This window comes from Myxococcales bacterium (assembly GCA_016716835.1).
Taxonomy (GTDB): domain Bacteria; phylum Myxococcota_A; class Polyangia; order Haliangiales; family Haliangiaceae; genus JADJUW01.
In genome coordinates this window covers 1540363-1563097 of the sequence record JADJUW010000001.1, presented here as the reverse complement: position 1 = coordinate 1563097, position 22735 = coordinate 1540363, and the positions used below count along the sequence as shown (strand labels likewise).

The window sequence follows — 22735 nt, the reverse complement described above, 5'->3', positions numbered from 1 at the left end:
ACCTAAGCCGCGACGAGTTGCGCCGCCACGTCGGCGAGCGCGGCGACGTCGTGGATGTCGCGCGCGGCGGCGGGCACCTGTCGCATCGGCACGCCAAGCTCGCGCTCGACCGCCGCGAGCGCCTGCTGATCAGCCAGCGCCAGGGCCTCCATGTTGGTATACGCCTGCCACAACGAGCTGGTCGCGCGCGTCGCCGCGTCGACGCTATAGCCTGCCTGCATCGCGACGTCGTGGATGGCGGCCTTCACCGCGTCGGGCGCCCCCGAGAGCGCCTGCGGCTGATGCACGCGATTGGCGATCATTCCGATGATGGTCACCTGGTGGGCGACCAGGCGCGCCGCCAATTGCCGGCTCTCGGCGAGCGCGTACGGCTCGGGGCTGGAAACCACGATGACCCCGACGTCGGGGCGTCGCAGCAGCGCATACGTCGACGTCGCTTTTTCGCGAAAGCCGCCGAGCACGTCGTGAAATTCGGTGATGAACACCGCGAGGTCTTCGAGAAAGCGGTTGCCGACAAAGCGCGCCAGGCGCGACAAGACAAACGCGCCCGAGCGCCCGAGGACCGAAAACCCACTGCCACTTCCTGGGCGCAGCTTGCGAAACCACTCGATCGCCGGTGAGTCGATAAATTCGCCGAGCTTGGCAGGTGCGTCGAGAAAATCCACCGCGTGGCGGCTCGGCGGCGTGTCGACGATGATGAGGTCGTATTGGCGCTTTTCCGCCAACTCTTGCAAGGTCGACATTGCCGCATACTCGTGCGCACCAGCCAGGCTTTGCGAGAGCTGGGCATAGATGGGATTGGCAAAAATTCGCGTCACGGCCTCGGGATTCTTGGCAAAGCGCCGCACGACGTCGTCAAACGCTTTTTCTGGTCGAGCATCATCGCCCACAATTCACCACCGGGCGCCGGCGCGATGAGCGCGGGATCGACCAGCCGGGGCTCGTGACCGAGCGCCTCGAGCCCAAGCGAATCGGCTAGGCGTTTGGCGGGATCAATCGTGACGACCAAGACGCGGCGGCCAGCGCGCGCCGCAGCGAGGCCGAGCGCCGCCGAGGACGTGGTCTTGCCAACGCCGCCCGGGCCAACGCACAGCAAGATCGCGCGTGATGTCACCGCCTCGGCAAGAAAAGACGCCACCCCAGCTGGCTACCATGCGCCATGTGGCTGGGGTAGGATGCGGCCATGAAAAAGGAGCTCACGGCGGTCATCGGCGACGTCGAGGTACCCGTGAGTGTGACGCCCGTTGCGGGCGATTTGTTGCGGGTTGCGGTGGCCGATCGCACGTATGACGTCGACGCCGTGATGATTCGTCCCGGGCAATGGTCGTTGCGACTTGGCGATCGCGCGTTCGTGGTTGACCTTGAGGCGCGCCGTGGCAGCACGTTGGTCGTCAGCGGCCTTGTCCATGCGCTGGTAAGCATGGAAGGCACGCATCAACGCCGGCTGGCGGCGAAGTCAGCAGGCGGGCAGGCCGCCAAGGGCGAGCGCGTGCTGGCGCCAATTGCCGGCAAGGTCGTGAAGATCTTGCACGAGGTGGGCACCGTCGTTGCCCCTGGCGCCGGCGTCATTGTGCTGGAGGCCATGAAAATGGAAAACGAGATCGCCAGCGAGCGGGGCGGCACCATCGCCGCGATTCGCGTTGCCGCCGGCCAATCGGTTGAAACCGGTGAGCTGCTCCTCGAGTTGACCTGACAATTGATACAAAAAAACCGCCATGTGGCGGTTGTGGGGTCGTCGCCCCGCTAAGGCTTGCAGGCGCTAGAGTGGAAGCGGCTCGTCACCGCCACCACCGCCATCATCGCCGCCCATGCCGCCGCCGCCATAGCAGTAGCCCGATTCATCGTACTGGGGCTGCGGTGCTAGCTCTTGCGACGTCATCAGCTGCAGGTCACTGGTGCGGCTCACGGTAATGACGCGACCAGAAATGCCGTAGATATAATCGCCCATAAAGATCGTGCGGCGGACGCCAGGCGACCAATAGCACGGCGACGTCGCGTAGTAAGGCGAGTGGTCGATCGTGCCCTTGATCGACAGGCCAGCCTGCTCGTCGACATTGAGCAAGACAAGTTCGCTTATGTATTCATAGGTGTAGTAGTCGGCATAGCCGTCATTGTCGTTGTCGGGGCCTTCGCTATATTTGGCGCCCTCGAGCGGCACGGAAAGCAATTTCTTGGGCGCAAAATATTGGAACGCCTTATGGTCCCATTGCGCCTCGCTGTAGCCGTACCAGGAAGGGTCGAGCGCAAGGCTTTGTAGATCGGTGCGAACCGGGTTGCTGAAGTCGCTGACGTTAAACAGCGACACGGTGGTATTCCACCAATCGGCGCCCGCCTCATCGCCGCCGACGCCAATCGACAGCAGCGCGTCGTCCGAGATTGGGTGTAGGTAGGTGGAGACGCCAGGGATTTCGAGCTCGCCCGCGATGGTCGGCAGGAACGGGTTGGACATGTCGATCGTAAACAGCGGGTCGGTTTGCTCAAACGTCACGAGGTAGGCCCTTTCGTCGAGAAACCGCGCGGAGAAGATCTGCTCACCCGGGGCGATGCCGCCGAGATGGCCAACGGTTACGAGCTCGTTATCTTGCAGCGCGAGCACCGTGATGTGCGACTCCGGCGTCGTGGGTTCTTGCTGCCACCATCGGCCAAAGACGCCGGTCGACGTCGCGACGCGAATCTTGCCCTCGTGTTCGTCAAGCGAAAATTGGTTGATCAAGTAGCCATCGACGCGACCCGAGCCGAGGTAATTGGTATGGCCGGGCGTGGAAATGTCGAACGCGTGGATGTTGAGCGTGTCTTGCTGCTCGCCATTTTCGTAGAAATACCACCAGTCGAACGCAAAGTCGGCGAGCACCAAGGTGTCTTTGGACGCGTAGAAGGTGCCGTAGTTGGAGACGATGTGATCTTGGTCGATGGCCTCAGGGCTCGTCAACTCGAACGAGTAGATGCTCGAAACGCCGTAGCCCGCGCTGTTGGTGGGGCTGGAAAATTGGCGACACACCGACTCGGTGATCGGCGCGCGTGCGTAGGTCTCGCCGTCTTTGGTGTAGCGGCTTGGAACCAGGCTCGCGAGCGGCATGGCGATGATCGCGGCGTGGACCGCGGCGCGAGTGGCCGCGATGTCCTCGCCATTTTCATAATAATAGTTCCACAAGTTCCAAATCGGGTAGGCATTAAGCGTCGAGAACGTGGCCAGGCGTACGGCGTCATCAATACGACGCGACATTTGCAGGTCGCCATCGAGATAGAACTCGTCGGTGACTACGGGGGCGTTGCGATTGCTCACATCAACGATCGTGACCTTGGTCAGCGCGTAGTACGTTGGCGCCCAATTGCCGTCGTCGTCGGTGGTGCCGGCGAGATCGCGCAGCGGGTTGCCCGCCTCGAGGTCGTAGGTGTAGACGCTCGAGAACACGGCGGCCGTGTCGCCGTTGATAAGGAGCTGGCTCGGGTAGCCTTCGATTGGCAGCGTCGCCTCGTCGACGAGCTCGCCGAACTGCGGCACGCCCATGATGCGCAGGCCGGGCGCGTGCGCATCGGTCACCAGCGTGTAAATGTGGTAGCCGTCGGTTTTGACGAAGTCACCTTCATCGACGCCGTCTTCTTGGTTGTTGGTGCCTGAATAGTCACTGCCCTCGACGCGGGCGTCGCCGCTGGCATCATTGCCGCCGCTCGGGGGCGACGACGGGTCGGCCTCGGGCTGGGGAAACCAATTGTTGCCATAGGTGCTGTCGAGCAGCGCATCGGCGTGGGCGATGAGCTGCGACTTGAGGTCGGCCTCGAGCTCGCTGCACGATTGGTACTGCACCAAGGCGGTGCGCCGAGGCGAGGTGGACGGCCTGTCGTCAGCGCAGCCCCAAAGCAGGGAGGCGGCCGACGCGACCAAGGGCGCGATCAGTGAACGTCGTGATTTCATCATAGGCTTGGACCCAACTGCATGCACGGTGCCAATGTAGGCGGTAATTCAGGGCTTGAAAAGTCAATATGTTACCCCCGGGGCAGCCCGGGAAAGCGGCCACCTCGCCACAGAAAACTGACGCCGGGGGGCCTGGGGCCTCAGAAATTCGCGAAACTGCGCCCATGCATCCACTTCATGATATCGCCCTGCCAGCCGCGCTCGGCGAGGGGTTCCCCTCGGTGATTGAGATTCCGCAAGGCAGCCGGCTGAAGTACGAGCTTCACAAAGAGACCGGGCTGCTCATGCTTGACCGCGTGTTGTACTCGGCCGTGCACTATCCGTGCAACTACGGCTTTATCCCGCGCACGCACGGTGGCGACGGCGATCCACTCGACGTGCTGGTCCTCATGCAAGAGCCCGTCGTGCCCCTGACGATCGTGCGGGCGCGTGCGATTGGCGGCATACGCATGCGCGATGACAAGGGCGAGGACGACAAGATCCTCGCGGTGGCGCTCGATGATCCAGCGTACAACCACTATCGAGACATTTCGCAGCTACCGCCGCATGTGGTGCGTGAGCTGGATCGGTTTTTTCGCGACTACAAGTTGCTCGAGGGCAAGGAATCCGTGGTCGATGCGCCTTATGGGCCCGCCGAGGCGGTGCGGGTCATCGAGGCCGCGATCGAGGGCTATCACGTCTTGATGGGCCGCAAGCCCGCGTGATGCTGGCGACCAACCCGATCGTCGAGAAGCAGCGCGATGGGCGCTGGCGGCTGCAGCATCATGAGTGGGTCATGCCGTGCGGGCTGCGCGTCATGTGCGCGCCCGATCTCAGCGTGCGCAACGTCGCCGTCTCGGTCTACTACCACGTCGGCGCCAGCGATGAGGCCACGCCCCGCAGCGGGCAGGCCCACCTCTTTGAACACGTGTTCAAGAATTCGGCGCACGTGCCGCGACATCACTATGAGATCTTGCGCGACGCCGGCGCCAAGGTTGCCAATGCTGCCACGAGCTACGACTACACGATGTACTATGAGGTCGTGCCGCATACCCAGGTGGCGCTCGCGCTGTGGCTCGAGAGCGATCGCATGGGCTATTGGGCCGAGGCGATGACGACCGAGCGTTTGAGCGCGCAACAGCAGGTGGTGCAGAGCGAACGCGCCAAGCGCTACGAAATGACCGCATATGGTCCGGAAAACCTCGCCGCGAATCGCTTGATGTTTCCCGCGGGCACGCCGCTCGCGGAATCCGTGATCGGTGCGGTGGCGGATATCGCGTCGACGACGCTTGACGATTTACGGGCCCACTATCGCCGGTGGTACGTCCCTGCCAATGCGACGTTATGCGTGGCTGGAGGCATGTCGCTGGATGAAACCCGGAGGCTCGTCGACGCGTATTTTGGCAGCTTTCCGGCGAGCTCGCCACCGGTGCGCGCGGCCTCGCAGCTGCCGGCTCACACCGCCGCCACTGTTGAGGTAGGTGACAACTTGGCGTCGCATCGCCGGCTGCGCTGGATGTGGCGCGTGCCCTCCATGCCGTCGCGTCAGGCCGCGGCGCTCGATGCGTTTGCCGCCATTTGGTCGCGGCGCGGCACCGGCGATCTCTGGCAGCAGCTCTTGTATCATGCGCCGCAGGCGCAAGCGATTTCGGTGGCAACCCACAGCCATCGCACGACCGGCGAATTTCACATCGTGGTTGATTTGCAAGCGCATGCCGACGCGGCGGCGGTCGCCGACATCGTGCGCCAAAGCATGGCGCGCGCGCGGCTAGGCGTGGGCGACGGCGATCTGCGCCGGCTCGAAGAACGGCGCGAGGCTAGATTTTTGCGCTCGCTCGAGCAGCCGAGCGCGCGTGGCGACTTGCTGCAACACTCGGTGCTGCGCCATGGCAGCGGCGACGGTTATTTGACCGATTGGGCGCTACGGCAAGGCCTAACACCCGCGGACGTAAGGGATGCTGTGGCCGGCCTTCTATCGTGGGACCGGGCGCTGATGGTCGCGACGACGCCAACCCGATGAGCTGCCGCTATGGACACGGCGCGATGGCGGGAATTTCGAGGTCGCGTAGCCACGCCTGCGCACACGTCGATGGATCGTAGCCGGTGGTGGTCTCAATATGGTCAAGCATGTCCTGCATGCGCGCGGCCTGCCCGACGTGGGCCTGATAAAATGACGCGAGCGCTTGGTCGACAACCTCGGCGCCAAGCCGGTCTGCCAGGCCCTTGTAAAAAAATGCGCCGCGCATGTAAGGCGCACCCGTATATAGCCCATCATTCAAAATATCGATCTGGTTGCAGCCCGTCGCCCATTCCACGAGCCACACCGGATCGCCACGCCCGCGATAATAGTCGAGCTCGTTGGCGTATTCGGCCCACACCTCGGCCGCCCGCTTGGCGCCCCGTACCTGCTCGATGGCGCGCGCCGCGAGGTAGCTCACGGTGCCCTCTGACAGCACGAAATCCTCCCAGCAGGCCACGCGCACGCCATTGCCAAACCAGCCATGTGCCGCCTCATGAACGTGCGTGACCTCGTCACCCGCCGCCGATTCCGCGACGTGCCACAGCGGATGATGCTCCATGCCGCCGTACGCACCATCGCCCCAGCGGACGATGACCGAGCCGACGCGATCGCCGAATACATACGCGCCCAGCGTGGATTCCAGCCACTCAAAACTGTCGACCAGGGACACGGTGCCCTCCATCGTGGCGGTCGCGTGCGCCGCGCGATGCCAGGCCAAGACGTGGGTGCCATGCGAGGTCGTGCCGAGCTCGGTCTCGACGTATTGGTCGATGGCAAACGAGAGCATGTACGACGGCGCGGCCTGCGCGACCTGACTTGGGTGCACCGCGACGTCGCCCGCGCTCACGCCCGAGACCGCCAGCGCAAACGTCATGCCGTCATGCGGATCAGAGACGCAAGGAAAGACGTTGCCGCAGAAATAGGGCCACGTAAAAAGATAGCCTCGCTCGTCGGCGCCATCGAAGTTGCCGTGGGCTTGATAGTCGTATGAGATTTCAAACGCGCGCGCGGGGCTGTCGCTATTGTCGATGATGATCGCTTGTTCGCCGTACGTAAACGCGAGCGGCACGCCATCGGCGGTCACGCCGTGCACGACAAGATCGCCGGTCTCCAGCATCAGCGGCGCGACGGGCGGCGACGTTAGCGTTACCGTCGCGACCCCGGACTTGCCCTCGAGATCCAGGGCGACGTCGGTGTGCTCCACGTCGCGCTCGGCGCGCGCGACGACGCCCGCGGCGTTGTCGCAGGCAGGGCAGGCGCCGACAAGGAGGCCCAAGGCGATCGCCAGCACGCGGCCGTCGCGCCGCCGCGGGGACGACGACTTAATATCTCGGAACACTCGCGTCAATCTCTCGCGACCACGCGTCGATGCCGCCAGCCATGTTGATGACGTTCTTGAAACCCTTGGCCAAGAAATGATTGGCAGCGTTCTGGCTGCGCCCGCCGTGGTGGCAATGAAAGGCGATCAGCGTGTCCTTGGGCAGCCCCTCGATGTGGGCCATGGCAGGCTCATCGAGCAGCTTGGCGCCCAAGGTCGCCGTCTGCTGCTCCGCCGGCGTGCGGACGTCGAACCACTCCGTAAGCTCGCCGCTCGCTAGCATCGCCTTAATTTCCTTGGGCGTCGCCTGCCGAACCTGCGCAGGTCGATTGGGATTGTCGATCTTAAAGCCTTCGCCCCCCGCGGTTTTGACAAAGTCGATCGTCAGCCCTTGGCCTCGCGTCGCCGACGCGCGGTCGGTCTGAAACGGCAACGCGCCGACGGTAAATGCCAACGCGCCCGCGTCGGCTGGCCCAACATCGAGCGCATGCTCGAACGTGCCGTCGATGGTCAAGTGAATCACATCGCCAGGTTCGCCATCCGCCAACGCCGAAGCCAGCACCTCGGCCGCGGCGGCGGTGATCGTGAGCTGAGGCGGCGAGACGGCCACCATCGACGCGCCCACCAAGCGAGCCAGCTCGCCGCTTTCGTGCATTTGCTTGACGATGTCGCTGCCGCCGACGAACTCGCCCTTAACGTACAGCTGAGGAATTGTTGGCCAGTCGGCGTAGTCCTTGATGCCCTGGCGGATTTCTCCGTCGGCGAGCACGTTGACAGTGGTGTACTTTGGCACCAGGGTGTTGAGGATGCCGACCACCGCCGACGAGAAGCCGCATTGCGGAAACGAGCGCGAGCCCTTCATGAAGAGCACCACGTCGTCGGACTTGACCAACGTCTCGATGCGCTCGCGCAGTTGTGGTGATAATTGATTCGAAGTCGTCATGGATAGCCGTTCGTCTACCACAGTGGCATCCCCGCCGCATGCCATTTCGGTGCGCATCACGACCGAGCTGGGGGACGTCCCGGCGGCGGGGTGGGACGCGCTCGACCACGGCCCGTCACCGTTTTTGCGCTACGGTTTCTTGCGCGCGCTGCACGCCTCAGGATCGGTGGGACCTGGCAGCGGCTGGCACCCGTTTTATCTCGTCGCCTACGATGGCGAGGCGGTGGTCGGCGGCGTCGCCGCCTACGCGAAATCGCATAGCTATGGCGAATACATCTTCGATTTTGCGTGGGCAAACGCCGCGCATGAGGCGGGCCTACGCTACTACCCCAAGCTGGTCATCGCCGCCCCCATGACGCCGGCAACGGGTCGCCGAATTTTGCTGGCATCAAGCGGTGGTGCCGCGGTGCGCGAGGCGACCCAGCGCGCGCTGATCAGCGCGGTACAGACGTTGGCCCGCGAGCTCGGCGTCTCGTCGACGCATTGGCTATTTTGCACCGCCGACGAGCAAGCGATGCTGGGGACGCACGGCTTCGCCGCACGAAGCAGCTTTCAGTTTCATTGGCATAATCGCGGCTACGCGACCTTTGGCGATTTCCTAGGTGCCCTGCAGTCGCGTAAGCGGAAAAATCTGCAAAAGGAGCGTGCGCGCGCGGCCGAGGCGTTTGACGAGTTGGTGTGGCGCCGGGGCGATGAGCTAACGCCACCCGAGTTGGCGGCGATGGATCGGTTTTATCGCCGCACGACCGACGAACACGGGGGGCGTGATTACCTGCGGCCCGGGTTCTTTGATGAGCTCGCGCGCCACCTGCCACAAGAGATGTGGATGCTGCAGGCGCGCAAGCACGGCGCGTCGATCGCGGGCGTTTTGTTTCTGCAGGGGCCAGGCGGGCTCTATGGTCGGTATTGGGGCGCCGACGTCGACTCGCCGTTTCTCCATTTTGAGGTGGCTTACTATGCGGGCATCGAACGCGCGATTGCGCTCGGATTGCCGCTGTTTGAAGCCGGCGCCCAAGGCGAGCACAAGCTGCTGCGCGGCTTTGACCCCTCGCCGACGTATTCCTCGCATTGGCTGGCCCACCCTGGCCTTGCGCGTGCCGTGGCCGACGCCTTGCCGCGCGAGGCGCAGGCCGTGGCTGATACCATGACCGAGCTGGCGCTGGCGCTGCCGTATCGCCGCGATGGCCAGGGTTGAGCCACCACCCAGGCGGGGCCGTGGCAGCCGCCGGCGGCCTGAAGGGCGGCATTGACGCGCCCGCCAATTCCACGTAAAGGCAGGGGATGTCCACGAGGGTCAGGTACCAGCGCTATCAACTTGGCAAGCATGCGCTGGCATCGCTGCAGGGAGGGCATCCGTGGGTGTTTCGCAAGCACATGAGCTCGGCAGCCGACGCACTCGCGGACGGCCAATGGCTGCGCCTTGTCGACGGCGCCAACAAGGTGGTTGGCTACGGCGTGTTTGCGGCGGCGGGCGCCGTGGCGATCGCCAAGTTTGCCACTGGCACCAAGACGCCCACCGCAGATGCCTGGCGCGGCGTCCTTGAGACCACGCTCGCGCGCCGTGCGACGTTGGTCAAGAAGACCAATGCCTATCGCCTGGTTGCCGGTGATGCCGATGGCGTGCCTGGCGTTGTGATCGATCGCTACGACGACACGTTGGTGCTGCAGACGTACCAGCCAGGGACGGCCGGCCTTGGGCGGTGGATGGCAATGCAGCTCGCGCAATCAATGCAGCTGCCAAACGTCGTCTGGCGCGTGCCGCAGCGCAAGCTCGCCGCCGTCGCCGACGAGGCGAGCGACATCGCAACGCAGCCGCGCCTCTTGCAAGGACGGCCGCCTGCCGTGGTAGCGATTCGCGAGGGCCGGCTTAGCCTTGCCGTTGACGTCCTGGGCGGTCAAAAGTCGGGCGCCTTTCTCGATCTGCGCGGGCTGCGCCGCGAGGTGGCCAATCTCCCGCTCACCGGTGCCCGCGTGCTGAACTTGTTTTCGTTCACAGGCATGACTGGCGCCGCGGCCGCCTTGGCGGGCGCCGCCGAGGTGACCAACGTCGATCGCTCGGCGGCCAGCTTGGCGTTTGGCGACGCCCACCACTCGCCGGTTGGCACGAACTTCAAAAGCGTCGAGGCCGACATTTTTTCATGGCTGCCCAAGCAGGCGACGCGTGACCAATATCAGCTCGTCATCGTCGATCCTCCCAGCCTCACCAGCCGCCAAGCGCAACTCGACAGCGCGCTGCGCGCCTATCAATTGCTCATCAGCAAGGCCGCCGCGCTGGTGGCGCCCGGCGGCTATCTCATCACCTGTTCATGCACCTCGCGCGTGCCACGAGGCCAGTTCGTTCAGCTCGCGGGTGGGCTTTTGCGCGAAGAATTCCATTTGCGCCACAATCTCCAACAAGAACCGGATCATCCGGCGAGCTTTAGCGAGATGGACTATCTCAAAGTCCTTATCTGGCAGCGCAAATAGCGCGCGCGCCGCGTCGGCGTCGCATCGTCCATGCCACCGCACCAAGGGCCAAGAGCAGCGCGCCTGTAGGCGAACGATCATCACCACTTGCACTGCAGCCAGACGCCAGCGCCGAGCCGGCCTTGGCCGCGGCCGTGAGCTCCGCGTTCTTGGGTGGCACGCAATCGCCCTCGATGCAGAAATCGCCCATCTTGCAGTCGGCGGCCTCGCTGCACACCTGACAGTCGAGGTCGATGATGCCTTGGTCATCACATGAGTTATCGCAGACGCCATCTTGCGCGCAGGCCAGGCGATTGCCGAGCTCGGCCTGCAAGAAGTCATTCACCGACGCCATCTGGACGCCGACGCCGAGCTCGCGGCAGCCGTCACCACGGCCAAAGGCGATGAACCCAACCAGCGATCGGCCGTGGGGGCCGGCGCGAAAAATCGGGCCGCCGCTGTCGCCGTCGCAAACACCATCGCCGTCGTCCTCGCGAAAACAAATGTAGTGCTGCGCCGGCAAATCCGCCGACCCGCAGGCGCTGCTCGCCTCCTCGTAGTAGTGCATCACGCCGAGCGAGTTGGCGTCGGCCGGATCCGTGCGACCAAAGCCAACCTGCAACAAGCTCTCGCCAACGGTGGCGAGCTCGCCTGCAATGGCGGCGCTGCGGCGGTCGGTCATGGCCTCGGCCAAGGTGATGATGGCGAGGTCAAACCGCGCGTCCTGGGCGTTGGCGCTGTAGCTCGGGTGGACGGCGAGCTGGGTGGCAGCCACGACCTTTGACGGCAGGCGCATATCAACCGTATCAAAATAGACCGCAACGTCGGCGGGCGTCGTGCCGCTGACGCAGTGGGCGGCAGTTAGCACGGCTTCGGACGCAACCAAGGTGCCGCTGCAAATGCGGCCGGTCGCGCGATTGTAGATGAGTGCAACTTCTGGAAACTGGTCGGCCGTTGCGAGCGCGCCCCCGACGATCGCAAGCTCGCTGCGCTCGCTAATTGGCGCGGGCGACGGCGAGGCGCAGCCGGTGGCTACGGCCCACAGGGCAAGGCTCGCCGAGGCGCAGGCATATTGGCTGGTCAGGAGACGCACACAGCAAGAGTTTGCAACCGCTATGCCAAGCGCCAGCCGCGCGCCGGCGGGCGATCTGTGGCGAGGGGGTCCCATCTGGGGCCTATTAGACCCAGCCCGCGGCACAGCGAGCCGGGGCCAGCAAACCACTAATTCCCTTGTCATTCCGCGGGCCCCCGCGGTTGCGTTTGGCAAACGGTTCCGCCCATACTTCCGCGCAATCTCGCCCATGTTGAGGGCGCGGCGACCTGCATGCCAGACCAAGCGGAGGACCCTAGTGCAAATTTACAAAGCCACCGAGCCACTCATCCGTACCTCGACCTCGATCCCGCAGATTTTTCTGGCGCGGATTGCGCGCACCCCCAACCACGAGGCGTTTCGTTTCCCGGTCAAAGATACGTGGCAGTCGCTCACCTGGAAGCAAGCCGGCGAGCGCATCTTAGACCTGGCCGGAGGACTTTTGGCCATCGGCGTGCACCGCGAAGACCGCATCGCGATTGTTTCGTCGACGCGGGCAGAGTGGGTCTTTGCCGATACCGCCATCCTTTGCGCGGGCGGCGCGACGACCACCATCTATCCCTCTAGCATGGCCGATGAATGCGCCTATATCATTCACGATTCCGGCTCGAGATTTTGTTTTGCCGAGGACCACAGCCAGCTCGATAAGCTGCGCGAGCAACGAGGCAACATGCCTCAGCTCGAGCGCGTGTTCCTCATCGATGGCGACGTAGCGCCGGCTGATGCCGATTGGGTACAGTCCGTAGCGCAGCTGCAAAAAGACGGCGCCGCATGGCGAGCCGCTAACCCCGACCGCATCGCGGCCATTGCCGCGGAAACCCTCGGCACCCATTTGGCAACCTTGATCTACACCTCGGGTACGACCGGGCGGCCCAAGGGCGTCCGCCTCAATCACGAGTGCTGGGCCTATGAGGCCGACGCGATTCACACGCTGCAAATCATTCGCGAAGATGACGTGCAATACCTCTGGCTGCCGCTGGCGCATTCATTTGGCAAGGTCCTCACGGGCGCGCACCTTATCACTGGGCATTGCTGCGCGATCGACGGCCGCATTCCCAAGCTCATCGACAATTTGGCCGTCGTGCGGCCGACGTTTATGGCCGCCGCGCCGCGCATTTTTGAAAAAGTCTACAACAAGGTGATCTCAGGCGCCAAAGAGGGCGGTGCGATCAAATGGAAGATCTTCCGCTGGGCCATCGCGGCCGGCAAAGAAGGCTCGGCGTTGCGGCAAAAGGGCCTCGTGCCTAGCGGGCTGCTCGCGTTCAAGCTGCGCATCGCCGACAAGCTGGTGTTTTCCAAGCTCAAGAATCGGTTTGGCGGCAAGCTGCGCTTCTTTATTTCGGGCTCGGCACCGCTGTCACGCGAGATTGCGGAGTTTTTCCACGCCTGCGATATTCTCATTCTCGAGGGCTACGGGCTTACCGAGACCAGCGCGGCGGCGTTCGTGAACCGGCCTGCCGCCTACAAGTTTGGCCTCGTCGGCACGCCGCTGCCCGGCACCGAGATGCGGCTGGCGCCCGAAGACAACGAAATTCTCGTGCGCGGCCCCAACGTCATGTCCGGGTATCACAACCTGCCCGAGCAAACCCGCGAGGTGCTCTCCGACGACGGCTGGCTCCGTACCGGCGACATCGGCGAGGTCGATGCCGATGGCTTTCTGCACATCACCGACCGCAAGAAAGACCTCATCAAGACCTCGGGTGGCAAGTACATCGCGCCGCAAAACATCGAGGGCAAGCTCAAGACCATCTCGCCTTATATCGGTCAAGTGGTCGTGCACGGCGACAAGCGAAACTTCTGCAGCGCCTTGCTCACGCTCGACGAAGAGGCGATTCGCAAGTGGGCCACCGACAATGGCATTGCGGCGACGACCTATGCCGAGATCGTCGGCTCGCCGCAAGCCACGGCCCTGGTGCAGGAGGCCATCGACGAGCTCAACAGTGGCCTCGCCAAATACGAGACGATCAAGAAATTTGCCATCCTGCCGCGTGACTTCACCATCGAAGAAGGTGAGCTCACGCCGAGCCTGAAGGTCAAACGCAAGTTCGGCGAAAAGAAGTACGCGGCCATGCTCGACAAAATGTACGAAGGCGCGCTCGCCGACGCGTAGTGCGGCGGCGCGCTAGACACGCTGACCGGCAGGTGAGCGCACATGTCTTCCTGCTCGCAGATAGTAAGTGGACCGGCAGGTGGGCGCACGTGTCTTCCTGCTCGCAGATAGCGACCCTCCGGGGTACAGCGAGAGTGCTGTGGTATCCACCTCCCTCGGTGCCACGAACACCGCCCTGCAATCTATGCTCGCGGAAGAAACGTGCGCCACCTGCCGGTAGGCTTGCGCTGCAGAAACGCAAAACAGAAGCGGTGTGCGGCACATGTTCGGATCAGAGCGTTTCGCGAAGGCACAATGGCTTCGATAGTTGGCGCAGCATGCCCTCCTGAGCGCAAGGCGTCGTGAGCAGAGCGAACAGCCGTAGCTCTGAGACGAAGCATGTGATCGCGCGCCGCGCACCACCGAAGCATGTGATCGCGCGCCGCGCACCACCGAAGCATGTGCTCGCGCGCCGCACACCGTTTGCTTTACCTGTTTGCCCTAACGAGGTAGTTCGCTGGTCTGGCCGCGGGCAATCATCTCGGTCCGGTAGCGCTCGATGGCGTGCAAAAACAGCTCGGTGATTTCGGGATCGAATTGGCTGCCCGCGCAGCGCTCCATCTCGCCTATCGCGATTTCGTGGGAGAGGGCCCTCCGATACGCGCGGTCGGTGGTCATGGCGTCGTAGGCGTCGGCGATCGCGACGATGCGCCCGAGCAGCGGGATATCGTGGCCGCGCAGGCCCCGAGGATAGCCGTCGCCGTCAAAGCGCTCGTGGTGGCACCAACAGCCATCTATCAGGCCGTGCAGACAGGGCACGGAATCAAGAATGCGCTTGCCCTTTTCGGGATGGGTGCGAAACACCTTCACTTCATCTGGCGACAACTTGCCCGGCTTATTGAGCATGTCGTAGCGAATGCCAATCTTGCCGATATCGTGCATCAGCCCTGACTGCACGATGTCACGCACCTCGGTCTCGGTCAGCGTTAGGCCACGCCCGATCAGCTCGGCATACGTGGCGACGCGCTCGGAGTGGCCCCGCGTGTAAAGATCTGACTCTTCCAAGGCCTGGGCGAACCCGGCGACGGTCTGCTGAAAATTTTCTTCGAGGCTAAGATTGGCTCGCCGCAGGTGCGAATTGGTCCGCTCGAGGTCGCAGTAGAGGCGTACGCTTTCGATCGCGGTCGCTGCGCGCGAGGCGAGCACCGAGAGCATTTTACGATGGCCTTCATTGAAGGCCTTGCCGCGCGTCATCGAGATGACGTTGAGAATGCCAAACACCGTGCCGCCCGACTGCAGCGGCACCGAGAGAAACGAGTGCATATCGGCAAAAGCCGAGGCGTCGCTGACAAATTGGCCGATCTTGCTGCCGTGCTGCAGCACGGGGCGGCCTTGCGCAAACTGGGCCAGCAGCGGATTTAGCGCCACCGAGGGAATCCCCTTGGTCGTTGCGACGTGGCGGCGGGCGGTCGTCTTGCGCAGCTCTTCCTCGAAGACGTCGGTGGTTGGGTTGCGCAGCCACAGCGTGGCAATATCGGCGTCGACCTCGTCGATGGCGGCATCAAGAATCACCGCCAGGATGTGGTTGATGTCGCGCGAAACCGAGATCGCCTCGGAAACCTTGTAGATGGTGAGCGCCTCGCGCAGCCGGATATTTTCGGCTTGCAGCTGTTGGCGATGCAGGCCGCGCTGCACGACGTGAATGACCTCTTCGACCTTAAACGGCTTTAGAATGTAGTCGTAGGCGCCTTTTTTCATCGCCTCGATCGCCGTCTCGACGGTGCCATAGCCCGTCATCATCACGGTGAGCACGCCGAGTTTTTGCTCGGTGACTTTTTCAAGCAACTCCAGGCCCGAGATCTTCGGCATCTTGAGATCGGTGATCAGCATGTCGTAGGGCCGCATGCGCAGCTCCGTGAGCGCGGCGCTGCCATCCTCCACGGTGCGCACGTTGTAGCCCTCTAAGGTGAGAAACTCCGCGAGGATTTCGCGGATCATCTTTTCGTCGTCGACGATCAAGATGCGCGCGCCGGTAGGTCCGGACTCGGCCGGATCGCTTGCGCTCGGGATCGCTCCCGTCGCGTCGCTGGCCTGCGCGTCTTGCGACATGTCTGCCCTAGGGCGTGGTCGTCGTGGTAGTGGTCGTCGTCGTGGCCTGGCCCTCTGGTGCAGGCGACGGTGCTGGTGCTGGCGCTGGTGCAGGCGCTGGTGCAGGCGCTGCAACTGCCGCAGGGGCCGGCGCCGCCATCGGGACTGCCATCGGCACGGCCATTGGGTCGTCGTGCACGATTGGTTTACCCGTGAGGTCATCGGCAGCGGCCTGCGCCTTCAACCATGCTTCGCGCTTGGCGGTCGCGCCGCGCATGGCTTTGTCGGCGCTGGTCCGGGCCGACGTCGCGCGCTTGGCACGGGTGGCTTCTTGCGTCTCAAAATTTCCAACTAGAAATCCCTTGGGCGCAATATTGTTTGCCGCGGCGACGCGAGCCTTGGCGAGCTCAAACTGCGCCTCGCGCCAATAGACGGTTTCTTCTTCGGCGCGCAGGCTGGTCTTGAGGGCGTCGCGGTACGTCGCCAGGTAAAGCCGATGGGCCTCGGCGGCCTTGGTCTGCGCCGTTGCCTTGCGCACCTCGCGCTCGGCATCGTTCATCCGCGTCGTGTCGGCCGAGGCATCAGCATCCTTTTTAAGCCGCACGGCTGAGCGCTCCGCCAGCTTGGCGGCGTCGCGGTCATTCTTGGCAATTTCAGCCGACGTTCGCGCCGTGGCGTACTTGGCGGCCACGCCATCGCGCTGCATCTTGGCGGTCGTCCACACCGACTGCGTGTCGATCACTTGCTGTTTTTGCTCAACGGCGACGCCGGCAATAAACGACTCTTCGAGACGCCTCGACAAGGGGGCTGGCCCCGAGGCCTTGCTGCCGCAGCCGACAAGGCCGCCGACCAAGGTTAGCGCGACGGACAAAAACACAATCGTAGATAAACTCGCTCGTTTCATGGTGGCCGGAGCCTACTACGCCCGCGCGTTGCACGCTACATTGTGGGGAATGAGTCTCTTGGCCATAGATGTCGGGAATACGAATACGGTTCTCGGGCTGTTTAGCGACGGCCAGCTGGTCGCGCACTGGCGGGTGGAGACCAACGCCAAGCGCACCAGCGACGAGTATGCGGTGCTGCTCAAGTCGTTTCTTGAATTGGGAGGCTTTGCGGCAAAAACGATCTCCGCCGGGATCATCGCTTCCGTGGTGCCACCGGCGTTATTTGCCCTCGAAAAGCTATTTTCCAAGCACCTAGGCGTCACCGCGCTCATCGTGGGGCCGGGGATTAAGACCGGGATGCCGGTGCTCTACGAAAATCCACGAGAGGTTGGAGCGGATCGAATTGTCAATGCCGTCGCGGCCTATGAAGAGCTGCATCAAGGTTGCATTATCGTCGATTTTGGCACCGCGACCACATGGGACTTGGTTACACCCAAGGGCGAGTATGTCGGTGGCGTGATCGCGCCCGGGGTCCAAATCAGTGCCGAGGCGCTTTATCAGGCCGCCGCCAAGCTGCCTCGCGTCGAGCTGTCGCGCCCCGCCAAGGTCGTCGGCCGCAACACCGTGGCCTCGATGCAGTCGGGGTTGGTATATGGCTACGCCGGCATGGTTGATGCCTTGGTCGACCGCATTCGCGCCGAGATTGATTTTCCCGCGGTCTGCATCGCCACCGGTGGCCTTGCTGGCCTTGTGGCGCTGGAAAGCCGCTGCATCGAGCGAACCGACGATTTGCTCACACTTAAGGGGCTCAAGATTCTCTACGATCGCAATCAATAAGCGAAATTTGCTACACTGGCCGCGATGTCCCTGCCACACCTGCCTCTGCCCGTGACGTCCTTGTCGCCGGCGGTTCAAAAGGCGCTTGCCCCAGGGCCGGGTCGCATGATGGCGGCGCGCGGCATGATGCCGTTTGCCAGCTTGGCTGACTCCGCCAACTCGCTCTACATGCTCGCGCTCGACCCCGATCAGGTGATTGCCAAGAGCGCGCGCGAAACCGCCGCCGGGCTGCCGGAGAAATTGCTGACCGGCCTGGTCGCGCAGACTGATGTCGACCCCTGCGTGCTCGACTGGTTTGCCCCTTTTACCAAGGGCAAGGCCTCGGCCTTTGAGGCGCTGGTCCTAAATCCCCTCTGCGCCGATGCCACGATTGCCGAGCTGGCTCGACTTTGTGATGGCAAGCAGGTCGACCTGATCGCGCAAAATGAACAACGCTTGTTGCGGCATCCCGACGTGATCGCGGGCATGTACCTAAATCCCAAAGCGCGGATGTCGACCGTCGAGCGCGCCGTCGAATTGGCGGTGCGCAATGGCGTGCGCGTCGACGGCCTCGCCGCGTGGGATGAGATTTCGCGTGCGCTCGCTGGCGCTGATGCACCTAAACCCACCGAGGGCGCCATCGTCGAGGCCGACGCGCAGGATCAGCTCTTTGCCGCCGTCACCGACGAGATGGCGCGGATGGATGACTCGGCGCTTACCGCGGGCGATCCCGACGCCGCCATGGCCTTGATTGGCGAAGGCGAAATCGAAGAGGCCCCCGATGCAGATCCTAGCGCCGTCGCTGATGAAGGAGATCAGCGCATCCCGATTAATCTGATGACCATTCCGATGAAGTTGCGACTCGCCTCGCTCGGCAACGCGTTCGCCCGCGCGCAACTGGTGCGCGATCCGATCAAGCTGGTCGCCATGGCAACCATCAAGTCTGGTGGCGTTACCGATATGGAGGCCGCAAAATACGCCGGCAACTCGGCGCTTAACGAAGACGTGATTCGATACATCACCAACAAGCGCGAATGGACGCGCCTGTATCGGATCAAGTTTAACCTCGTGCTCAACCCCAAGACGCCAACAGGTGATGCGTTGCGCTTTTTGCAGCACCTACGCGATAAGGACATGCGCACGGTTGCCAAATCCAAAGGCGTGCCCTCGACGATCGCCTTGACCGCTCGCAACGTGATCGCCTCCAAGGCCACCGGCGGCAAAAAGAAAAAATAGCCATGGTCGACGGGGCCAGGCATGCTAGAAGGCCATGATGAGCGATGGGCGTTTACGCCAGGTCGTAGACGTGTGGGCGGCGGCGCTTGGCCGGCCGGTGCGCCTGCTGGCGGCGTCGGATGAGCCATCGATCGGCGCCGCGATTCATCGCAGCTTCTCCTGGTTGCTGGTCGCGATTGTTGTCGCAGTTGCGCTACCCGACGTGGTGCTCGCGGGCTGGCTAGCGGTGAACTCCGGCGCGGTGCTCGGCCTGCACGCGTTGCTGCGGTTCTTGCAAGAGGCGCTCGGCGCGACGTTTATCGCCTACGTCGTGGCGTGGGGCGTGCTGTGGTTGACCGCGCGCGCGCCGATGCGGGCCTCGGCGGCGGTCGCGGCGCAAGTCGTCGCCATGCCAGTTGGGATCGCGACCATCGCGCAGGGAATTTTTCGCGCCGTGGCGCCCGCGGCCTGGCCGACCCATGACACCTGGATCAAGGGCATGGTGATGCCACTGCAATTGCTCGCGCTGATTTGGGCCGTCGTCTTGCTGGGAGCGGCCATCGTGATCCGACGGCGTGAGCCTGCCATCCCGCCCGCGCTACCAACGGCGCGTATCGGCGGCCACATCTTGATCTCGCTCGTCGCTGTGGCCACCATCACACAAGGATGGCAGTTGTGGAGCCGACGCGGCTTGCTCTCGACGGCCGCGCAATTCGATGCCATCGGCGATTTAGCGACGGTTGCCGCCGACGGCGCGCTGGGGCCAATCGTATCGCGGTTAACCGAAGAGGCTCGCCCCCGCGGACGCTTCAAGGTTGTTGAGGTGTGGGCCACGTGGTGTGGCCCGTGTCGGGCCTCGCTGCCACATGTCGCCGCATTTGCCTCTGCGCAGCAAGACGTTTCGATCGTCCTGGTGAATATCGATGATCCGCGCGAGGCCCGCCGGCTGCTTGGCGACGCGGCCCCGCCGAATCTATGGCTGACGTTCGACACCGCTCAATTCGCCGAGCGCCTAGGCGCCTCGACCCTGCCGACGTTCGCGGTGTACGACCAGGGAGGACATCTCGTCGACCAATGGGCCGGCTTTGACTACGCCCGCATGATGCGCGGCGTTTCGCCCGCGCCCACACGCTAGCTCGCGGCAAAGCATGTTACATCTATAAGGGTGTCTGCCTCGATTGCCGCTACCGCCTGTGCAACGTGTCGACGCTTTCTGCGGCTGGCGGAGTCGCACTGGCTCTGCTCGGTGGCGGCCTGCAACACCGGGCGCGCGCCGCTGCGATTTTGCTGTCAAAAATGCTGGGACAACCACGTACCGATCGCGCGTCATCGCCGCGCCTCATGTATAGAAGTACATCCGGAACTGGCCGCGGACGGCGCTTCGGTGTCGCTAAGCAAGTAGCGCGGGTGCGTGTTAGAATTTCGTAGTGCGGTTGCGAACATGCATCGTTGCTGAGGGCATCGTCGCCGGGGGCGCCGTGCTCGCGGTGATCTTGATCGCCGTGCACGAGCCGACGCCACAAGCGTCGCAACCCCTGCGATCCGCCAGCTCGCCGGCTGCGGATGCCGCCACGGCGCGCCTTCCGGAGGGGGTGCCGATCGTTGCGCGGGCGCCCGCATCAACACCGCCCGCAGTGCCCGAACCCGTCGTGCTCGAAGCCGCGCCGCCATCGGTCGAGACATCCTCAGGTCCCTTTTCCCAGGCTGGCGATAACGAGCTATTGCGCCCGCTGCGCGATGAAGCCGTCGTGACGTGGAAGACCAACACTGGCGGTACCTCGCTATCGCTGCGCGTAGAGTTTGCCAGCGGGGCGCGCGCGGCATTTAAGCCCGAACAGATCCACGGCGGGTCAACGCCGCGGCGCGAGATCGCCGCGTATCGCCTCGACCGCTTGCTCGGCCTCGGGCGCGTGCCGCCCGCCGTTGGCCGCAGCTTTTCGCGCGACGAATTTGTGGCCAAGGCCGCCTCACCGGCCGATCGCGCGCGGTTTGATGAAGAGGCCATCGCGGTCGATGGCACCATCCGGGGCGAGCTGTCGTGGTGGGTGCCCGTGCTCGTGAGTCCGCTCGTCAATGGCTACCCGTTCGACGAGACCGAAGGCATCATGACCTGGCGCAAGATGCTCTTGCCCTCAGCTGAGGTCCCCGAGCCGCAGCGCCTCTTGCTGGCGCAGCTAAGCGATCTAACCGCATTTGATTTTCTCGTCGGCAACGTCGATCGTTGGACCGGTGGCAATCTCAAAGGCAACAAGGCGCAGACGCAGCTCTATTTCCTCGACAACACCATGGCGTTTTCCCCCGACGCTGGCACCGGCCGCACGCTCGGCTACTTGCAGCGCGTCGGCAAATTCTCGCGCCGCCTGGTGGCGCGGCTGCGTGGCCTCACGGGCGAAGAAATCGTGGCGGCCTTGCAAGACCCGGCGCCATTCGACTATTTGCTAAGCAACGATGAAATCGCCGGCATCTTGCGGCGGCGCGACGTCTTCATCGGCTATGTCGACGATCTCATCGCCAAGCACGGCGAGGCCAAGGTGCTGGCATTTCCATGAGCGAGGTGTCGGGGGTGGCGGCGGATCATCGCTTAACCGCGCAGCTGCGGCGCTACTACGCGTTTCGCACCTTGGCGACGTCGTACCTCTGGGAGCCGATTTTCGTCATCTTCATGATGGCGCGCGGCCTCGGGTTTGCCGAGATCATGTGGCTCTCGGTGCTCTACAGCGCGACGATCATTGTCGTCGATGTGCCAACCGGCGTGTTCGCCGATCGCGTCGGCCGCAGGCCCTCGATGATGCTCGGCGCGGCCACCCTCGCGGTCGCGGCCATCGTCGCCGCCCTAGGCACCAGCGTGGCGTGGTTTGCGGTGGCCGAGGTGCTCCTCGCCATTTCGCTGGCGCTGTGCTCGGGCGCGGACTCGGCATATCTCTATGACGAGCTTGCCGCCGCCGGGCGCAAGGCCGAGTACGTCCAGGCCGAGTCGCGCGCCAGCAGCTTCCACCTCTTTGGCACCGCCGCGGCCTTGGTCGTCGGCGGCGCGCTGGCGCAATGGCACATGGTGCTGCCGTATGTCGCCACGGCGCTCACCGCGCTCGTCGCCGTATGGCTCGCGGCTGGCCTGCCCGAGACGCCGCGTCGTCGGCAGCCGCAACTCATGCTCGTCACCGGGGGTGACGCGACACGCCCCAGCGCACGGGGCGCAAGCGCCGGAAGCATCGCGGCACACTTGCGCCTCGCGCTCGCCGACGTCCGCGCCAATCGCCGCCTCATCTGGCTGCTCGGCTGTTCGGCCGTGGCCTTTGTCCTGGTGCTCGCGGGGCGCTATCTCTATCAACCGTTGCTCGTCGCACGCGGACTGACGCCCTTGACCATCGGCGCCATCTTGGCCGCGGCGCACGTGCTCGCGGGCGTCGTCGCCTGGAACGGTGCACGCCTGCGTCGCCGCCTGTCCGAAGAGCATCTGCTGTGGAGCGTGCTCGCGATGTTGGCGCTCAGCTTTGCCTTGTTCAACCAAACCCACGGCCTGCGGGTGGTCGGGCTAGTCGCCATCCAGGCGATCGCCAAGGGCATGTACTCGCCGCTGATCAAGCCCATGCTCAATCGCGAAATCGCCGCCTCCGAGCGCCGCGCCACCTTGCTCTCGCTCGAAAGCATCGCGCGCCGCCTCGCGATGGGCGTGTTTTCGCCGATCGTCGGCTACTGGGGCGCGCAGGCATCGACCTATGTCTGCGGCGTCATCGGCTTTGTCGGCATCGCCTTGCTCGCGGCTTACTATGCGCGGCCGGGGACGAATGCGGGTGAGTCGGACGTCACCGCAGCCGAGGCGGCCAGCGCTCGCCAACGCGTTTCGTAGTCGATTCGCGCAGTAAAACATAGCCATATCAATGGGTTGTAGCGCGCTAAAGGCGTCGTTGACATCGGCAGTGCGTGAGGCCAGACTG

The 22735-nt window shown here is 63.9% G+C and carries 19 protein-coding genes; 11 read left to right on the top strand and 8 right to left on the bottom strand.

Annotated elements, in window-relative coordinates; translation table 11 throughout:
* Window positions 1–2: 2 nt before the first annotated feature.
* Both IPL79_06875 and IPL79_06870 read right to left on the bottom strand, forming a co-directional pair.
* Window positions 3–818: a hypothetical protein gene (locus tag IPL79_06875; protein MBK9070709.1), complete on the bottom strand. Its 816-nt coding sequence runs from the start codon at window positions 816–818 to the stop codon at window positions 3–5.
* Window positions 815–1138, bottom strand: coding sequence for an AAA family ATPase (locus tag IPL79_06870; protein MBK9070708.1), 324 nt, complete (start codon window positions 1136–1138; stop codon window positions 815–817). Before IPL79_06870 ends, IPL79_06875 begins: the two co-directional genes overlap by 4 nt.
* Window positions 1139–1183: 45 nt before the next feature.
* On the opposite strand from IPL79_06870, the gene IPL79_06865 reads away from it, so the two are divergent.
* Complete coding sequence (locus IPL79_06865; protein MBK9070707.1) at window positions 1184–1693, top strand: hypothetical protein; 510 nt, start codon at window positions 1184–1186, stop codon at window positions 1691–1693.
* 66 nt (window positions 1694–1759) lie between these two features.
* Here IPL79_06865 and IPL79_06860 read toward each other — a convergent pair whose 3' ends face one another.
* The gene (locus tag IPL79_06860; GenBank protein MBK9070706.1) at window positions 1760–3916 is read right to left on the bottom strand and encodes a beta-propeller domain-containing protein; all 2157 of its coding nucleotides are present in this window, start codon (window positions 3914–3916) and stop codon (window positions 1760–1762) included.
* 161 nt (window positions 3917–4077) lie between these two features.
* On the opposite strand from IPL79_06860, the gene IPL79_06855 reads away from it, so the two are divergent.
* Window positions 4078–4617: an inorganic diphosphatase gene (locus IPL79_06855; protein MBK9070705.1), complete on the top strand. Its 540-nt coding sequence runs from the start codon at window positions 4078–4080 to the stop codon at window positions 4615–4617.
* Complete coding sequence (locus IPL79_06850; protein ID MBK9070704.1) at window positions 4617–5912, top strand: insulinase family protein; 1296 nt, start codon at window positions 4617–4619, stop codon at window positions 5910–5912. Before IPL79_06855 ends, IPL79_06850 begins: the two co-directional genes overlap by 1 nt.
* Window positions 5913–5919: 7 nt before the next feature.
* On the opposite strand, the gene IPL79_06845 is transcribed toward IPL79_06850, so the two are convergent.
* Both IPL79_06845 and grxD read right to left on the bottom strand, forming a co-directional pair.
* The gene (locus IPL79_06845) at window positions 5920–7251 is read right to left on the bottom strand and encodes a peptidase M1 (protein ID MBK9070703.1); all 1332 of its coding nucleotides are present in this window, start codon (window positions 7249–7251) and stop codon (window positions 5920–5922) included.
* The gene (grxD, locus tag IPL79_06840; GenBank protein ID MBK9070702.1) at window positions 7235–8173 is read right to left on the bottom strand and encodes a Grx4 family monothiol glutaredoxin; all 939 of its coding nucleotides are present in this window, start codon (window positions 8171–8173) and stop codon (window positions 7235–7237) included. The genes IPL79_06845 and grxD overlap by 17 nt, the downstream gene beginning before the upstream one ends.
* Between grxD and IPL79_06835 the strand changes: the two genes are divergently transcribed.
* On the top strand, window positions 8172–9368 hold the full coding sequence (locus IPL79_06835) for an N-acetyltransferase (protein ID MBK9070701.1): 1197 nt from the start codon (window positions 8172–8174) through the stop codon (window positions 9366–9368). The two genes, grxD and IPL79_06835, sit on opposite strands and share 2 nt — an antisense overlap.
* 86 nt (window positions 9369–9454) lie before the next feature.
* On the top strand, window positions 9455–10639 hold the full coding sequence (locus tag IPL79_06830; GenBank protein MBK9070700.1) for a class I SAM-dependent methyltransferase: 1185 nt from the start codon (window positions 9455–9457) through the stop codon (window positions 10637–10639).
* Here IPL79_06830 and IPL79_06825 read toward each other — a convergent pair.
* The gene (locus IPL79_06825) at window positions 10620–11711 is read right to left on the bottom strand and encodes a trypsin-like serine protease (GenBank protein ID MBK9070699.1); all 1092 of its coding nucleotides are present in this window, start codon (window positions 11709–11711) and stop codon (window positions 10620–10622) included. The genes IPL79_06830 and IPL79_06825 overlap by 20 nt on opposite strands.
* A 208-nt stretch (window positions 11712–11919) precedes the next feature.
* Here IPL79_06825 and IPL79_06820 point away from each other — a divergent pair, with 208 nt between their 5' ends.
* Window positions 11920–13818, top strand: a complete 1899-nt coding sequence (locus tag IPL79_06820) for a long-chain fatty acid--CoA ligase (GenBank protein MBK9070698.1) — start codon at window positions 11920–11922, stop codon at window positions 13816–13818.
* Between the two features lie 480 nt (window positions 13819–14298).
* Here IPL79_06820 and IPL79_06815 read toward each other — a convergent pair whose 3' ends face one another.
* Both IPL79_06815 and IPL79_06810 read right to left on the bottom strand, forming a co-directional pair.
* Window positions 14299–15906 carry a response regulator gene (locus IPL79_06815; GenBank protein MBK9070697.1) on the bottom strand — a complete coding sequence of 536 codons (1608 nt, stop codon included), beginning with the start codon at window positions 15904–15906 and terminating at the stop codon, window positions 14299–14301.
* A 7-nt stretch (window positions 15907–15913) separates the two neighbouring features.
* Entirely contained in the window at window positions 15914–16789 is an 876-nt protein-coding gene (locus IPL79_06810) for a hypothetical protein (protein MBK9070696.1), read from the bottom strand.
* 49 nt (window positions 16790–16838) lie between these two features.
* Here IPL79_06810 and IPL79_06805 point away from each other — a divergent pair, with 49 nt between their 5' ends.
* From IPL79_06805 to IPL79_06785, 5 genes are all read left to right on the top strand, one after another.
* Window positions 16839–17606 (top strand): type III pantothenate kinase, encoded by a 768-nt coding sequence (locus IPL79_06805; GenBank protein MBK9070695.1) that lies wholly within the window; start codon window positions 16839–16841, stop codon window positions 17604–17606.
* Between the two features lie 24 nt (window positions 17607–17630).
* Complete coding sequence (locus tag IPL79_06800; protein ID MBK9070694.1) at window positions 17631–18821, top strand: hypothetical protein; 1191 nt, start codon at window positions 17631–17633, stop codon at window positions 18819–18821.
* 34 nt (window positions 18822–18855) lie between these two features.
* A complete protein-coding gene (locus IPL79_06795) occupies window positions 18856–19935 on the top strand; it encodes a TlpA family protein disulfide reductase (protein MBK9070693.1) in 1080 nt (359 codons plus the stop codon).
* Between the two features lie 292 nt (window positions 19936–20227).
* Entirely contained in the window at window positions 20228–21349 is a 1122-nt protein-coding gene (locus tag IPL79_06790; protein ID MBK9070692.1) for a hypothetical protein, read from the top strand.
* On the top strand, window positions 21346–22647 hold the full coding sequence (locus IPL79_06785; GenBank protein MBK9070691.1) for an MFS transporter: 1302 nt from the start codon (window positions 21346–21348) through the stop codon (window positions 22645–22647). The genes IPL79_06790 and IPL79_06785 overlap by 4 nt, the downstream gene beginning before the upstream one ends.
* The last annotated feature ends 88 nt before the right edge of the window (window positions 22648–22735 follow it).